Below are 15,066 nucleotides of genomic sequence, written 5' to 3' on the forward strand. Positions count from 1 at the left end.
CGCCCGGTGCGTGATCAGCCCTGTGTCGGGTTCGCCATGGGGAAGCCCAGCGCCTCGCGGGCGGCAAAGTAGCGTTCGGCCACGGCGCGGGCCATGGTGCGCACGCGCAGGATGTAACGCTGGCGCTCGGTCACAGAGATGGCGCGGCGCGCGTCGAGCAGGTTGAAGGCGTGCGAGGCCTTGAGCACCTGCTCGTAGGCCGGCAACGGCAGGTCGGCCTTCACCAGGCGCAGGCACTCGCCTTCCGCGTGGTCGAAGTGCTGGAACAGGAACGCGGTGTCGGCCTGCTCGAAGTTGTAGGTCGACTGCTCCACCTCGTTCTGGTGGTAGACGTCGCCGTAGGTAATCACCCCGGCATCCGAGCGCGACCAGACCAGGTCGTAGACGTTCTCGACCCCTTGCAGGTACATCGCCAGGCGCTCGAGACCGTAGGTGATCTCGCCCGAGACCGGATCGCAGTTGAGCCCGCCGACCTGCTGGAAGTAGGTGAACTGGGTCACCTCCATGCCGTTGAGCCAGACCTCCCAGCCCAGGCCCCAGGCGCCCAGCGTCGGCGACTCCCAGTTGTCCTCGACAAAGCGGATGTCGTGGGTCAGCGGATCGAAGCCCAGCCGGGTCAGGGACTCGAGGTAGAGCTCCTGGATATTGTCCGGCGAGGGCTTCAACAGCACCTGGAACTGGTAGTAGTGCTGCAGGCGGTTGGGGTTGTCGCCGTAGCGGCCGTCGGTCGGCCGGCGCGACGGCTGCACGTAGGCCGCGCGCCACGGCTCCGGGCCGATCGAGCGCAGGAAGGTGGCCGGGTGGAACGTGCCGGCACCCACCTCGATATCCAGCGGCTGGAGGACCGCGCAACCCTGCTCGGCCCAGAAGCTCTGCAAGGCCAGGATCAGGCCCTGGAAGGTCGACAGGTCGAAGCGCGTTTCGATGGAAGGCTGACTCATGAGAATTCTTGTGTAGATCGTGTCTGGACGCGGCCCCGAGAGGGGGGATACGCAAAGCGGCCATAGTATACCGATGGGCGCGTGCTCTGCACGGGCTGGACAGGTTGTCCTGCTGACTAACGGGCATTCTCGCCGCCGGTTGGCGAAATCAAATGGCGGCGATGAGTCGGGAGGTGGTTGCGAAGGCAGATCGAAGGGCGGGCCCTTGGCGTCCTGCCTCACGAGGGAAGGGCGGCCGGGGCGAAGCGACACGGACGTCGCTTCGAGGTTCGCCGCGACAGGAGGTCGCGTCGAACCGGCCCCGAACAGCCGGCCTTCGCTCGTGAGGCCGGTAGCCTCGTCTCGAGGCTACCGGGTCCGCAGGACCAGGACGCAGGGTGTCCTTCTTTTCGCCCCTTTTCTTGGACAAGCAAGAAAAGGGGCTCGCCCGCCGGGCGCCGAGTCCGCTAAGGTTGGTAAACGTTGATCGGCGGGCGAAACAGGCACCCACGGCACGTAGGGGTTAAAGCCCGCAGGTCATTGAATTGTTAGGTTTGATTGGGGCGGTTTTGAGTAACGTGTATCCATTTAAGGCCGGTGGCCAGTACACCAGAAAGGACGTTTTTCGAACTCTCGGCATTGAGGATCCCGGAGGAGGGAGTTGGTATACCGGTTACACCTCACACGAAGATGATCATTTCATCTTTTGTGGTGTGGGTACTGCCGGTCGGACTGGACACGATTACCAGAACAGGTTTGTGGGGGACGAACTGATTTGGTTCGGAAAGTCGCAATCAAGGCTGCACCAACCCTCAATCCAGAGTTTGCTGCATCCTGCTGGGCACGTTTACCTGTTCTTCCGAGAGGACAACCGTGAAGCGTTCACTTTTGCGGGCTTGGCACATCCGAAAAGCTACAAAAACTCTAGCCCCGTTCAGGTCACGTGGACCTTTGGAGGAACTGAGTTCAATCGTCCCGAAGTGCTGCCGGAAGAAGTGTTAGATCCACAAAGCGTTTCGGAAGGTGCCAAAAAGACGGTAACAGTGAACGTTTACGAGCGTGATCCGAATGCACGTCGACAGTGTTTGAAGCGTTGGGGAGTCAAATGCGCGGTCTGCAATTTCGATTTTGAGAGCATGTACGGAGAAATCGGCCGCGGCTTCATTCACGTGCATCACTTGAAGCCGTTGGCCGAAGTGGGTGAGGAGTACGAACTCAATCCGGTTGCCGATCTACGGCCTGTCTGCCCCAATTGCCACGCAATGCTCCATCGTAAACGGCCTGCGTTGTCGATCTCGGAGCTGAAACAGCTCATAAATGACATTGGCTAGGGGCAAGCAGAAGCCGAAGTCAGACGTTCGGCCAACATGTGGTCGCAGCCCCGGACGGGTCATGGGCGCAAAACGAGAAGGGGGGCTCCCTTAATATGCTGGCCTCTCCTCAGGTAAGGCCTCAGTGCTGCGGACCATCCCCCAGCCGTGCTACCTTTCCCCGCCTGACCCACGCCGGAACCCCGAACACCCCATGGACATTCGCGAAGCCATTGCCCGCACCGTCGACCGTCATGACCTGAGCCGCGAACAGATGTACGCGGTCATGCACCAGATCATGGCCGGCGAGGCCACGCCGGTGCAGGTCGCCGGCCTGATGGTCGCGCTGCGCATGAAGGGCGAGACCATCGACGAGATCACGGCTGCCGCCGAGGTAATGCGCGAGCTGGCGGTGGGCGTGCAGGTGGACGTGCCGCACCTGGTCGACATCGTCGGTACCGGTGGCGACGGCTCCGCGCTGTTCAATGTCTCGACCGCCTCGAGCTTCGTGGTCGCCGCGGCCGGCGGGCACGTGGCCAAGCACGGCAACCGCTCGGTCACGAGCCGTTCGGGCAGTGCCGACATGCTCGAGACGGCGGGCGTGAACCTGGAGGTCGACAGCGATTGCGTCGCCCGCTGCGTGCGCGAGCTGGGAATCGGCTTCATGTTCGCCCCGCGCCACCACGGCTCGATGCGCCACGCCGCCGTGCCGCGCAAGGAGCTGGGGGTGCGCACTTTGTTCAATGTCCTCGGGCCGCTTACCAACCCGGCCGGTGCGCCGGCGATGCTGCTGGGCGTCTACAGTAGCGACTGGCTCGAGCCGCTGGCCGAGGTGATGCAGCGCCTGGGCGCGCGTCACGTGCTGGTGGTGCACAGCCACGACGGTCTCGACGAGATCTCGCTGGCCGAGGCGACCGAGGTGGCCGAGCTGAAAGACAATACGGTGCGCCGCTTCCGCGTCGAGCCCGAGGACTTCGGCATCACGCGCCAGCCGCTTGATCGGCTGATCGTCGATGGCCCCGAGCAGAGCGTGGCCTGCGTGCGCGCCGCCCTGGGCGGCGAGCCCGGCCCGGTCGCCGACATGATCGCGCTGAATGCCGGGGCGGCCATCTATGCCGCGGACCTGGCCGAGGACCTGGTCGCCGGCGTGGCCACCGCCCAGCGCCTGCTGGCCGAAGGGCGCGCGCTGGACAAGCTCGAGCAGCTGGTCGCCATGACCCGCGCCTGCCAGGCCTGATACCGGCCCGAATTGTCCGGCCGGGGATGGATGCGTCCCCGGTCCACCCACCCATTACACTTCCCGGTCGTGACTGCCGTGACTGATACCCCCGATATCCTGAAGAAGATCATCGCGCGCAAGCGCCTCGAGGTCGCCGCCGCCCGGCAGGTGACCCCGCCGTCCGTGATGGAGGACCAGGCGCTGGCCGCCGATCGTCCGCGCGGCTTCGAGCGCGCCATCGAGACGCGCGTGGCCGACAAGCGCCCGGCGGTGATCGCCGAGATCAAGAAGGCCTCGCCCAGCCGCGGCGTGCTGCGCGAGCCGTTCGACCCGGTCGCCATCGCCAAGAGCTACCAGAAGGGCGGGGCGGCCTGCCTGTCGGTGCTGACCGACCGCGACTTCTTCCAGGGCGATGCCGAGTACCTCAAGGCCGCCCGCGCCGCTTGCCGCTTGCCGGTGCTGCGCAAGGACTTCCTGATCGACCCCTACCAGGTCGACGAGGCGCGCGCGATGGGCGCCGACTGCGTGCTGCTGATTGCCGCCGCGCTCGACGACGAGACGATGCGCACCTTGCACGACCGCGCCCGCCACTGGGGCATGGACGTGCTGGTCGAGGTCCACGACCACGACGAGCTGCTGCGGGCGCTCCAACTGGATACCCGCCTGATCGGCATCAACAACCGTGATCTCCGCAGCTTCGATGTCAGTCTCGACGTCACGCTGGAATTGCTGCACGACATTCCGGACGACCGGATCGTGGTCACCGAGAGCGGCATCCTCGGCGTCGAGGACGTGCGCCGCATGCGCGAACACGACGTGCATGCCTTCCTGGTGGGCGAGGCGTTCATGCGCGCCGAGGACCCGGGCGAGGCGCTGGCGGAACTGTTCGAACTCAACCAGTCGTAAGGTAGTCGTGATGAAGGCACGAGTGAAATGGGTCGACGGCATGGCGTTCATGGCCGAGGCCGACAGCGGGCACGCCATCGTCATGGACGGCGCGCCGGAAATCGGCGGTCGCAATGCCGGGCCGCGTCCGATGGAGATGGTGCTGATGGGCCTGGGTGGCTGCACCGCCATCGACGTGATGATGATCCTGGGCAAGCAGCGCCAGCCGGTCGAGGACTGCTGGATCGAACTGTCCGCCGAGCGGGCGGACGTGAAGGCGCCCAAGGTGTTCACCACCATCCACACCCATTACGTGGTGGTCGGCCGCGGGCTGGACCCGAAGAAGGTCGAGCGCGCGGTGGACCTGTCGGCGGAGAAGTATTGCTCGGTGTCGGCGATGCTGCGCGACTCGGTCGAGCTGACGCACGATTTCGAGGTTCGCGAGCCCGAGTAGCGGGCACAGCGGATCTCCGGGGCACCCGCCCCATCAATGTGTCGCGGTGGTGGGCCCGGTCGTGGCAATGGTGCGACAGCAGTGCCTCGGCCAACGGCCGATGGCGTGCGCGGTTGGTGACACGATTCCCGGCGCCGGTTTACACTTTGCGGCAATTACAGCGCGTCGTTTTCGTTCGACGCATCGATACGCCCGGCCGGGAGGTCGGGCGCTTTGTTTCAGGGGGTAGTCATGGGTGAGCCGTCGGTCACCTTGCACGGGTTCAACAACCTCAGCAAGACGCTGAGCATGTCGATCTTCGACATCTGTTACGCCAAGACCCGTGCGCAGGTAAACGAGTACATCGCCTACATCGACGAGGTCTACGACGCCGACCGGCTGACCCAGATCCTCACCGATGTCACCGAGATGATCGGGGCGAACATCCTCAATGTCGCCCGCCAGGACTACGAGCCGCAGGGCGCCTCGGTCACCATCCTCATTTCCGAGGAGCCGGTGATCGCCGAGGGCATCGACTACCACGAGGAGCCGGGTCCGCTGCCGGGCGACGGCGAGCTCGAGCGCGACTCGGTGGTCGCGCATCTGGACAAGAGCCACATCACGGTCCACACCTACCCGGAGAGTCACCCGGAAAACGGCATCTCCACCTTCCGGGTCGATATCGACGTGTCCACCTGTGGGCGGATCTCGCCGCTACGCGCGCTGAATTACCTGATCCACAGTTTCGACTCGGACATCGTCACGCTCGACTACCGCGTGCGCGGCTTTACCCGCGACGTGCACGGCAAGAAGCACTTCATCGATCACGAGATCAACTCGATCCAGAACTACCTCGCCGAGGACACCCGCGAGCGCTACCAGCTGATCGACGTCAACGTCTACCAGGAGAACATCTTCCACACCAAGATGCTCCTGAAGGACTTCGATCTGGACAACTACCTGTTCGGCCACGGCACCGACGATTACAGCCCGCAGGTTTGCACCCGCATCGAGAAGGCGCTGAAGAAGGAGATGTTCGAGATCTTCTATGGCCGGAACCTGGCCGACGCGGACGTGCCCTCAGGTTGATTAGCGATTAATCAGCGGCTGGCGGCGGCGATCGACTCGGCCAGCAGTTCCACGGGTTGCCTGACCGTGAGGTTCGCGCCCGCCGCCAGGTGGGTGGCGCAGCCGACGTTGGCGCTGACCACCACGTCCGGCGCCAGTTGCTCGATCGAGTCGAGCTTCGGTTCGCGCAGCTGTTCGGCCTGATCCGGGTAGAGCAGTACCTGCATGCCGGCGGCACCGCAGCAACGCGCGTTGCCGTCGATCTCCAGCAATTCCAGCCCCGGGATGGACGCCAGCAGCTGGCGGGTCGCTTCGGGTTGCCGCAGGTGATTGCGCTGGCTGCAGGGCGTGTGCACGGCGACGCGGTAATCGAGACGCGCGACGTCCGGCCATTCGGTTCGATCGCGCGCGAGCAGCCAGTCGGTGATCTCGCGCACCGTGATCTCGTGCGAATCCGTCAGCGGGCCCAGCTCGGCGGCGCAGGCCGTGCCCACGACAACGATCGCCTCGACGCCCGCGGCCTGGAAGACGGCGGCGTTCGCCTCGCGGCGGCGTCTCGCCTCCGCCGGCTCACCGCCGTGGGCATGCATCGCCCCGCAGCAGCCCTGGCCGGCCGGCTCGACCACCTCGTAACCGAAGGCAGCGATCGCGGTGCGGGCGGCGGCGACGGCGTTCGCGTTCATCGCCGCACCCGTGCAGCCGACGAACAAACCGACGCGACCGCGCGTGGGTTGGGTATCGGACGGCCGGGGTTGTGGCGATAGGGGGCCGGCAACCTGCCGGGGCAGGGCGCGGCCGACCGGGCCGGCCAGCCGGCGGGTCAGGCCGCCCAGTCCCAGGCGTTGCATCAGTCGAACCAGTTGCCAGGCTGCGCCCAGGCGCCGGCGCCGGGTGAGCAGCTGGTCGCGCAGCAGTCGCCACTGCCGCGCCGCGGGCTTTGGGTGCGCGGCGTGGCTGGACTCCTGCGCCAGTCGCGCGCGGCCGTTGTCGATCAGTCGGCCGTAGGCGACGCCCGATGGGCAGACGATCTCGCAGGCACGGCAGGTCAGGCAGGTATCCAGATGGCGGGTGATGTCGGCGTCGGGCGCGAGTTCGCCCTGGCTGATGCCGAGCAACAGGCTGATCCGCCCGCGTGGGCCGTCGGCCTCGTTGTCGCTCAACGCGAAGGTGGGGCAGTGCGGTACGCAGATGCCGCACATGACGCAGTCGAGCGCATCCGAGCGGATGGCCTCGTCGAGGTGGCGCGTCGGGTGGTCGCTCGGGTCGGTGGCAGTCATGCGCAAAGAGTGCAGTGGCGTGATGCGGCGGTCAAGGCAGGCGGTGGCGCGTCAAGTAAGGGGGGCGAGGGCGTCGTGAGGCCCTGGGGTGGACGGCGGGCGCCCAGCGCGGGGCGGTCCCGACAAAAAAGTGTCGGTCGGGCTTGACGGCCCGTGGAGTATTAGTATATCTTGATACCGTGAATTGCTTATCCTCCTTTGGTGGTTCTTGTTGTTGCCGGCTCCTGCCGGCATTTTTTTTGTCTGCGATACACGCGTTGACGACCTGACGCCCATCGGTGCGGAAAGTCCTTCGCTTTCGGCGCCGATGCGTTTTATACTCCGCGGTTCTCCACGTTCGGGCCGGTTGTGAAATCGGTCTTGCGGGGTGCGTTGCCTTCGGGTAGACTTCGCGCCCTCTTGAAATCAATGTATCGCTTCTGGTTTGGGAGCTGTCGATCCATGAAAACCTATTCCGCCAAGCCGGCCGAGGTCAAACGCGACTGGTACGTCATCGATGCATCCGGCAAGACGCTGGGTCGCCTGGCTACCGAGGTCGCTCGTCGCCTGCGTGGCAAGCACAAGGCCGAGTACACCCCGCACGTCGATACCGGTGACTACATCGTTATCGTCAACGCGAAGGACATCAAGGTCACTGGCAACAAGGCCAAGGACAAGATGTATCACTTCCACACCGGGTTCATCGGCAACATGAAGCACTTCACCTTCGAAAAGCTGATGGAGCGTTCCCCGGAGCGCGTCATCGAGTTGGCCGTCAAGGGGATGCTGCCGAAGAACGCTCTCGGTCGCCAGATGTACACCAAGCTCAAGGTCTACGCCAACGCCGAGCACAACCATCAGGCGCAACAGCCGCAGCCGCTCGAGATCTAAGAGAGACTACCCATGGCAATGACACAGAATTACGGAACCGGTCGTCGCAAGAGATCCTCCGCACGGGTATTCCTGCGTCCGGGCACCGGTAACATCACCATCAACGGCAAGCGCATCGAAGACTTCTTCGGTCGCGAAACCGCGCAGATGGTCGTGCGCCAGCCGCTGGAGCTGCTGGAGCTGAGCGACAAGTTCGACGTCGTCGCGACCGTTGCTGGCGGTGGCCCGAGCGGCCAGGCCGGTGCCGTTCGTCACGGTCTGACCCGTGCGCTGATGGACTACGACGAGTCGCATCGTCCGAAGCTGCGCGAAGCCGGCTTCGTGACCCGTGACGCGCGTCAGGTCGAGCGTAAGAAGGTCGGTCTGCGCAAGGCACGTCGCTCGGTTCAGTTCTCCAAGCGCTGATCCGACGCCGTCCGGCCCCGTGCCGGATGCCTGCGAGACGAGAGCCCCGCCATCGAGCGGGGCTTTTGCTTTGCCCGGTCGAAACGTTGCGGGCCCGCTGAGCTGGTGGCGGGGAACTGGGACCGCGCCCGGCTCAGGCTTCCGGCATTGCCGAGCCCCTCCTGGTCCGGTCAACGGGTCATGCGCAGCTCACACGCGCGGTTGGCGGGGAGGCGATATCCCCGCGACGCGGCATCTCGTGCCGGGCGAGCCGCTATTCCTCGAGCCTGATCCGACGCAGGCTGTAATCCCCGCCGTGGTTGACCAGCGTCACGCCCTGGAACGGGTCGCGCAGCCCGTTGTCCTGAACGCGCAGCAGGTGCCGGTCGTCCACGTGGACCTCCATCCGCCCGCTCTCGTCGCGGGTCCAGCGGATGCGGTGAAAGCGGCCATCCTCGAGATCGAGCCGGCCGTCGTGGCGGGCGATCACCTCGGCGTGGCCGGAAACCAGGCGCAGCAGGGCGAGCGCCGGCTCGGAGCCCGCGGAATAGACCAGTCGATAGCCGGTGCCGTCGGGGCGATCGCCCTGGAAAAGCCCCACCTCGAGTTGGCCGGGTTGCTCGCGTGAGGCGAGGTCCATTTCCATGGCGAAGTCGTTGCCGACCGGGGCGTTGGTGATAATCCTGGCCGGCTGGGTGGGGGCGGTCTGTTCGTCCTGTCGGCCGCGGCGCTGTTCGAGGATCATCCCGAGTACGGCCAGGCCGATGTCCTCGGGGCGATCCGAATTCAGCCCGCCCATGGCGCGATCATTCGCCGTGGTGGTATCCACGATGCTGCGCAACCCGTTGCGGTCGACCTCGAACTCGCCGTTGAGCACCGTCCAGGACGGATTGTTGCGGTAATTGCCATCGCTGAAGTCTTCCTGCAGCACCACGCGGGGGCTGTCGTCGTGTTCGACCTGCTCCGGCTTGGTCTGGCGCAGGCGCTCGAGCAGGTCGGCAGTGGCACGGCCGTCCCGGTACAACCCCATGTCGGCCTGGTACTGACGAATCGCGCTGCGGCTGCGGTCGCCCATGATGCCGTCGGTCGGACCGGCGTCGTAGCCCAGCCGGTTGAGTTCGCGCTGGACCTCGGCCACGCGTTCCTGCTCGGACAGGCTGTCGACCGGCGGGCGCGATGACGATGGCGTCGGCGACGACGTGGAGCCGTCCGCCTGCCAGTCGCGTGCGGCCTGCTGGGCCTGGGAAACCTGCCGGGCGGTCATGCGCTCGGCGAGCAGGTCGCGCGCCTCGGCAGCGTGGCGATGGCCGTTTGCCGCGGCCAGGTTGTACCACTTGTGGGCCTGCACGAAGTCCTGCGTGGTGCCGTTGCCGGCCTCGTGCAGGCGGCCGAGCATGTACTGGGAATAGGCATCACCCCGGTCGGCCGATTCGCGGAATTCCTGCAGGGCCTCCCGGTATTGCTGTTGGTCGTAATGGCGCATCGCCTGCGTGAAGTCGGCGCTGGCCACGCCGATTGAGCCGGCGAGGACGAGGCCGATGGTGAGGGTCTTGGTGATCACAGTCGCACCTCCAGTGGACTGACAGGGCGGTCGTCGTCCGTGTTGTCGGGATGATCGGTCCTTGGAGCCTAGCACCGGGGGTGGCGGGATGCGTGAGGTGTCGAGCTGTTGAGGGCGATGCGGGGTGCGTCGGGGCCCGCGCCGCGCGCCGGGGGCGAAAGGGGCAGGCAAAAAAGAGGCCGATGGCATCGCCATCGGCCCTTGCGTTGCGGGGTTGGTATGCCGGTGTCCCGGCATGGACGCGTCGACCGGCTCAGGAGTCCCCGGCGTTGGCCTGGCGCGTCGCCTCGAGGATTGCCTCGGCGTCCTGGCGTTCCTGCTCCAGGCCGAGCTTGTCGTAGGCGCGGATCAGGAGCTTGAGTGCCGGGATGGTGGAGGTCGAGCCGTTGTACTTGTCGAGTGCCGACTGGGCCCGGTTGGCGGCGGCGAGCCACGCGCCGCGGCGCATGTAGTACTCGGCGACCTCGACCTCGTGCTTGGCGAGCGAGTTGCGCACGTCGATCAGGCGGCGGCTGGCGTCATCGACGTACTGGCTGTCGGGGTATTGCTCGACCAGGCGGGAGAAGGACTTGTAGGCCTCCTCGAGTACCGACTGGTCACGCTTGGAAAGGTCCGGCGGGGCGATCTTGTTGATCAGCGAGTCGCCGCGGCTCATGTTGGCCAGGCCCTTGAGATAGAGGGCGTAGGCCACATTGTCACCACGCGGGTGCAGCTGGATGTAGCGATCCGCCGCGGCGATGGCCGAGTCCGGCTCGTCGTACTTGTAGTAGGCGTAGGCCACTTCCAGCTGGGCCTGCTCGGTGTAGGCACCGAACGGGTAGCGGCCCTCGAGGGTCTCGTACTTCTTGATCGCCGTTTCGTAGTCCGCCCGCCGCATGGCCTCGTTGGCCTCCTGGTAGAGCTGGCTGGCCGAGGCGGTGGGATCGGAAAGATCCACGCGATCGTCGTCGGACTTGGAGAACCAGGAGCAGCCGCTGGCGAAGGTGACCATGCCGGCAATCAGTGCCGCGCGGGCGAGGTGCCGGGGAAGAGTTCGGCGAGTGGCCGGGCGGTTACGGTCGCGATGCTGGGTCATGGTCAGGAGTGAAGGGCCGCTGGCAATGGTGAGTGGATGCCGACCGCCCCGGGCCGCACCGTGCGGCGCGTTGATGGGGCGGGCGTTAGCGGATAATCTTCGCAGATAAGATGCTAAAAACCAACCGATCTCATGACGGGTGTCGACCCGTCTTTTTCATGTCTCGACGGACGGCAGCAGACTGCGGTTCGTCCCCGGTTCAAAGGCTGATTTCCGACCGATGGATGTAGAACGTAACGCGTCGATTCCGGCCGAGCTTGCCGGCATGCGTCTCGACCAGGCGGCAGCCCAGTTGTGGCCGGACTTCTCCCGCAGCCGGATCCAGTCGTGGATCAAGGGCGGGCAGGTAACGGTGGACGGTCGTTCGATGCGCCCGCGCGACACGGTGCTGGGTGGCGAGACCCTATCCCTGAGCACCGAGCTCGAGCAGCAGAGCGAGGACCAGGCCCAGGCCATCCCGCTGGATATCGTCTTCGAGGACGAGCACCTGCTGGTGGTCAGCAAGCCGGTCGATCTGGTGGTGCACCCCGGCGCCGGCAATCCCGATGGTACGCTGGTCAACGCGCTGCTCCACCACGACCCGGACCTGGCATTGCTGCCACGCGCCGGCGTGGTGCATCGACTGGACAAGCAGACCAGCGGCCTGCTGGTGGTGGGCAAGACCCAGGCGGCCTACCAGGCACTGGTGGCCGATCTGGCCGAACGGCGCATCGGTCGGGAGTACGATGCGGTGGTGATCGGCCACCTGATCGCCGGCGGTACGGTCGATGCGCCGATCGGGCGCCACGCCCGCGATCGCCAGCGCCAGGCCGTGGTGCCCCAGGGCAAGCCGGCCGTCACGCATTACCGGGTGGTCGAGCAGTTCGGCGAGCACACCTGGTTGCGCGTCAAGCTGGAGACCGGACGCACGCACCAGATCCGGGTGCACATGGCGCACATCCGCCACCCGATCGTGGGCGATCCCGTCTATGGTGGTCGGCCGCGCCTGCCGCCGGGCGCCGAGGACATGCTGGTGGAGGTGCTGCGCGACTTCGGTCGCCAGGCGTTGCACGCGCGTCGCCTGACGCTCACGCACCCGGAGACCGGCGAGACGCTGTCGCTCGAGGCCCCGTTGCCCGAGGACATGGACGAATTGATCGAATTGCTGCGCGACTATCGCGACGGCGTTGACGACGGAGAGGCCGAGGTTATCTATGTCGCGGATCCCGACTGACGCCCCCGAGGGCAGTCGTTTTATCGAGGCCACCTGGCCGGCGCCGGGCGGCGTGCGTGCCGGCGTGACCACCCGCATCGGCGGTCACAGCCGTCCGCCGTTCGACGGCTTCAACCTGGCGACCCACGTCGGCGACGACGCCGAGGCCGTGGCGGCCAATCGCCGCGATCTCGCCGAGATGCTCGGGTTGCCGGAGGCGCCGCGCTGGCTCAACCAGACCCACGGCACCACGGTGGTCGGGCCGAACGTGCCCACCGATCGCCCCGAGGGGGACGCCGCCTACACGGACCGGCCGGGCGAGGTGCTGGCGGTGCTGACGGCCGACTGCCTGTCGGTGACGCTCGCCAGCCACGACGGCCGCGAGGTGGCCGTGGCCCACGCCGGCTGGCGCGGGCTGGCCGCCGGCGTGATCGAGCGCACCGTGAACCGCTTTTCCGTGGCCGGCGACGGCTTGATGGCCTGGCTGGGCCCGGCGATCGGCCCGGCGCATTTCGTGGTCGGCGAGGAGGTGCGCGAGGCCTTCATGCGCGAGTACCCGGCCGACGCCTCCGCCTTCCGGGCGGCCGCCGAGACCGGCAAGTACCACGCCGACCTGTTCGCGCTGGCCCGCTCGCGGTTGCGTCGACAGGGGATTACCCGCGTGTTCGGCGGCGAGCGGGATACCTACGCCCTGCCCGAGCTGTTCTACTCGCATCGCCGCGACCAGGGCGAGACCGGCCGGATGGCCACCCTGGTCTGGCGCGAAACCGACGGATCAAGAGGACGACCGACATGAATCAACCCTGGCTTCTGCTGACCCTGGTCGGGGCGGATCGACCCGGCATCGTCGCCCACGTCACGCGGGTGCTGTTCGGCGTGGGCGCCGAACTCGGCGAGACGGCGATGATGCGCCTGGGCAACCAGTTCGCGATCATGATGATGGTGCGCGGCGCCGGCAACCCGGAAGAGGTGGCCGGTCTGCTCGAATCCACCCGCGCCGATTTCGGCCTCAAGCTGCACGTCGACGAGATCGACGCGGCCCTGCACCAGCACCGCGAGCCCGATGTCTCGGTCACCGTGCACAGTGCCGATCGCAGCGGGATTGTCGCCGATGTGACCGCCGCGCTGCTCGAGGCCGGCATGAACATCCTCGACCTGCGCTCCGACGTGGGCGGGTCGACTGACAAGCCGATCTACATCATGCAGATCGACGGCGAGAGCAGTCAGGGCATCGAGCCGATCGAGCAGTGCGTGGCGCGCTTTGCCGACCAGGGGCTGACCGTGCGCGTCACCCCGCTCGAGACGATGCGGGGGTGAGCGTGGAGCCGCTGCCGATCCTGACCTACCCGGACGAGCGCCTGAAAACGGTCTGCGAGCCGGTCGAGCAATTCGACCCGGAATTGCGCGAGTTCGCCGAGCACCTGCAGCACACGGCCGACCAGGGGCCGTCGGCGGTCGGCATCGCCGCCCCCCAGGTGGGGCGCATGCAGCGCCTGTGCCTGGTGGACGCGACCCGCGCCAAGCGCCCGGTCGACAACAACGGCCCGCTGGTGCTGGTGAACCCGGCGATCACCAACTGGAAGGGCTTTGCCGTCGGCCGCGAGGGCTGCCTGTCCATCCCCGACTACACCGGCAAGGTGATCCGTGCCGAGACCATCGAGTTGACCGCCCAGGACATCGAGGGGCGCACGGTCACCTTCAAGATGAAGGGCTTCGAGGCGCGCATCGCCCAGCACGAGATCGATCACCTCGACGGCATCCTGTTCTTGGACCGGCTCGTGAGCCGGCACGCGGACCTGCGCGAGCGGTAAGCCTGACTGTCGTCGAATCGTGACCGGGCTGACACGCGCCGGTCACGCGCCGCTGGGATAACGGTGGGGTGGCCATTGCCGGAGGTGCCCCATGCAGACTCGCCTGCCCAGTTGCCCGCCATCCCGTCCCACTCTTCATCATTACCGCACGGTGATCGTCTCCGACGTCCACCTGGGCACGCCGGACGCCCGCCCCGACCGGCTGCTCGAGTTCCTCGGCACCGTTCACTGCGACACCCTGATCCTCAACGGCGATCTGCTCGACGTCTGGCAGATGCAGCGCCGCCGCTGGCAGTGGTCGGCGGAAAAGAGCGAGCTGTTCCGCCGGCTCCAGGCCCTGGTCGAGGCCGGTACGCGGGTTGCCTATGTGCCCGGAAACCACGACGAGTGCTTTCGCGCCTTCGTCGGTCAGACGTTCGCCGGGGTGTCGTTGCACAGGGAGCTGCACTTGACGCTGGCCGACGGTCGTCGCGCGCTGGTGCTGCACGGCGACGAATTCGATGACGAGATTGCCCCTTCCTCACCGGCCCGCTGGCTGGGCGATCTCGGCTATGGCGGGCTGTTGCGACTGGATCGCCTGCGCCGCCGCCTGAAGCAGCTCTTGGGCCGCCGCCCAGGCCATCACCTGGGGCGCGGCGATCGGCACGGGTCGCTGGTTCGCGCGATCAAGACGCGCGTGCCGGGGGCTCGGGCCCATGTCGCGCGCTTCGAGGCGGCGGCCCTGGCCCACGCCCGGCGCGAGGGCGTTGACGTCATCGTCTGCGGCCACATCCACCATCCCAATCTGCGCCAATGCGACGGCGTCACCTATGCCAATAGCGGCGACTGGGTCGAGGGCTGTTCGGCGCTGGTCGAGCACGCCGACGGTTCACTCGACGTGATCGAATGGGATGGCTTGTCCGCCGTCAGTCCGAGTGCGCCCGCCGACAGAACGCCCGAGTCGGAGCCGGAGGGTCCGGTCGCGATCAGCGGGAACTGAGCCGCCGCGAACCGGCACCGGGCGTCCCGCCTCTTGAATACCCCGATGCCGTGCCTACATTCCTAGGCAGTTACACGAATTC

General features: G+C 66.6%; 16 protein-coding genes. 12 read left to right on the top strand and 4 right to left on the bottom strand.

Going from position 1 to position 15,066, the window contains the following annotated elements; all coding sequences use genetic code 11:
* Positions 1-14: 14 nt before the first annotated feature.
* The gene (gene glyQ / locus LV475_RS04330) at positions 15-941 is read right to left on the bottom strand and encodes a glycine--tRNA ligase subunit alpha (protein ID WP_250105813.1); all 927 of its coding nucleotides are present in this window, start codon (positions 939-941) and stop codon (positions 15-17) included.
* Between the two features lie 524 nt (positions 942-1,465).
* On the opposite strand from glyQ, the gene LV475_RS04335 reads away from it, so the two are divergent.
* From LV475_RS04335 to speD, 5 genes are all read left to right on the top strand, one after another.
* Positions 1,466-2,251: a DUF3427 domain-containing protein gene (locus LV475_RS04335; RefSeq protein ID WP_250105814.1), complete on the top strand. Its 786-nt coding sequence runs from the start codon at positions 1,466-1,468 to the stop codon at positions 2,249-2,251.
* A 193-nt stretch (positions 2,252-2,444) separates the two neighbouring features.
* The gene (gene trpD, locus LV475_RS04340) at positions 2,445-3,467 is read left to right on the top strand and encodes an anthranilate phosphoribosyltransferase (RefSeq protein WP_136867522.1); all 1,023 of its coding nucleotides are present in this window, start codon (positions 2,445-2,447) and stop codon (positions 3,465-3,467) included.
* Positions 3,468-3,545: 78 nt separating this feature from the next.
* Complete coding sequence (gene trpC, locus LV475_RS04345) at positions 3,546-4,355, top strand: indole-3-glycerol phosphate synthase TrpC (RefSeq protein ID WP_136867523.1); 810 nt, start codon at positions 3,546-3,548, stop codon at positions 4,353-4,355.
* A 10-nt stretch (positions 4,356-4,365) separates the two neighbouring features.
* Entirely contained in the window at positions 4,366-4,788 is a 423-nt protein-coding gene (locus LV475_RS04350) for an OsmC family protein (protein WP_136867524.1), read from the top strand.
* Between the two features lie 231 nt (positions 4,789-5,019).
* Entirely contained in the window at positions 5,020-5,856 is an 837-nt protein-coding gene (gene speD, locus LV475_RS04355) for an adenosylmethionine decarboxylase (protein ID WP_250105815.1), read from the top strand.
* 11 nt (positions 5,857-5,867) lie between these two features.
* On the opposite strand, the gene LV475_RS04360 is transcribed toward speD, so the two are convergent.
* Positions 5,868-7,112 carry a (Fe-S)-binding protein gene (locus LV475_RS04360; protein WP_250105816.1) on the bottom strand — a complete coding sequence of 415 codons (1,245 nt, stop codon included), beginning with the start codon at positions 7,110-7,112 and terminating at the stop codon, positions 5,868-5,870.
* Positions 7,113-7,553: 441 nt separating this feature from the next.
* Here LV475_RS04360 and rplM point away from each other — a divergent pair, with 441 nt between their 5' ends.
* Positions 7,554-7,982 carry a 50S ribosomal protein L13 gene (gene rplM, locus LV475_RS04365; protein ID WP_136867755.1) on the top strand — a complete coding sequence of 143 codons (429 nt, stop codon included), beginning with the start codon at positions 7,554-7,556 and terminating at the stop codon, positions 7,980-7,982.
* Positions 7,983-7,994: 12 nt separating this feature from the next.
* Entirely contained in the window at positions 7,995-8,387 is a 393-nt protein-coding gene (gene rpsI, locus LV475_RS04370; protein WP_136867756.1) for a 30S ribosomal protein S9, read from the top strand.
* Positions 8,388-8,640: 253 nt separating this feature from the next.
* Here the strand turns inward: rpsI and LV475_RS04375 are convergent, their stop codons facing one another.
* Both LV475_RS04375 and LV475_RS04380 read right to left on the bottom strand, forming a co-directional pair.
* Positions 8,641-9,927: a peptidoglycan-binding protein gene (locus LV475_RS04375; protein ID WP_250105817.1), complete on the bottom strand. Its 1,287-nt coding sequence runs from the start codon at positions 9,925-9,927 to the stop codon at positions 8,641-8,643.
* A 253-nt stretch (positions 9,928-10,180) separates the two neighbouring features.
* Positions 10,181-11,002: an outer membrane protein assembly factor BamD gene (locus LV475_RS04380; protein ID WP_136867758.1), complete on the bottom strand. Its 822-nt coding sequence runs from the start codon at positions 11,000-11,002 to the stop codon at positions 10,181-10,183.
* Between the two features lie 220 nt (positions 11,003-11,222).
* Between LV475_RS04380 and rluD the strand changes: the two genes are divergently transcribed.
* The 5 genes from rluD to LV475_RS04405 all read left to right on the top strand — a co-directional run bounded on the left by rluD (position 11,223) and on the right by LV475_RS04405 (position 14,984).
* The gene (gene rluD, locus LV475_RS04385; protein ID WP_250105818.1) at positions 11,223-12,215 is read left to right on the top strand and encodes a 23S rRNA pseudouridine(1911/1915/1917) synthase RluD; all 993 of its coding nucleotides are present in this window, start codon (positions 11,223-11,225) and stop codon (positions 12,213-12,215) included.
* Positions 12,196-12,990, top strand: a complete 795-nt coding sequence (gene pgeF / locus LV475_RS04390) for a peptidoglycan editing factor PgeF (RefSeq protein ID WP_156574898.1) — start codon at positions 12,196-12,198, stop codon at positions 12,988-12,990. Before rluD ends, pgeF begins: the two co-directional genes overlap by 20 nt.
* Complete coding sequence (locus tag LV475_RS04395; RefSeq protein WP_156574897.1) at positions 12,987-13,511, top strand: glycine cleavage system transcriptional repressor; 525 nt, start codon at positions 12,987-12,989, stop codon at positions 13,509-13,511. Before pgeF ends, LV475_RS04395 begins: the two co-directional genes overlap by 4 nt.
* Before the next feature lie 2 nt (positions 13,512-13,513).
* Positions 13,514-14,005: a peptide deformylase gene (def, locus tag LV475_RS04400; protein ID WP_136867777.1), complete on the top strand. Its 492-nt coding sequence runs from the start codon at positions 13,514-13,516 to the stop codon at positions 14,003-14,005.
* Positions 14,006-14,096: 91 nt separating this feature from the next.
* Positions 14,097-14,984, top strand: a complete 888-nt coding sequence (locus tag LV475_RS04405; RefSeq protein WP_136867762.1) for a UDP-2,3-diacylglucosamine diphosphatase — start codon at positions 14,097-14,099, stop codon at positions 14,982-14,984.
* Positions 14,985-15,066 lie beyond the last annotated feature (82 nt).

Origin of the sequence: Guyparkeria hydrothermalis (assembly GCF_023555375.1) — a bacterium.
Taxonomy (GTDB): domain Bacteria; phylum Pseudomonadota; class Gammaproteobacteria; order Halothiobacillales; family Halothiobacillaceae; genus Guyparkeria; species Guyparkeria hydrothermalis.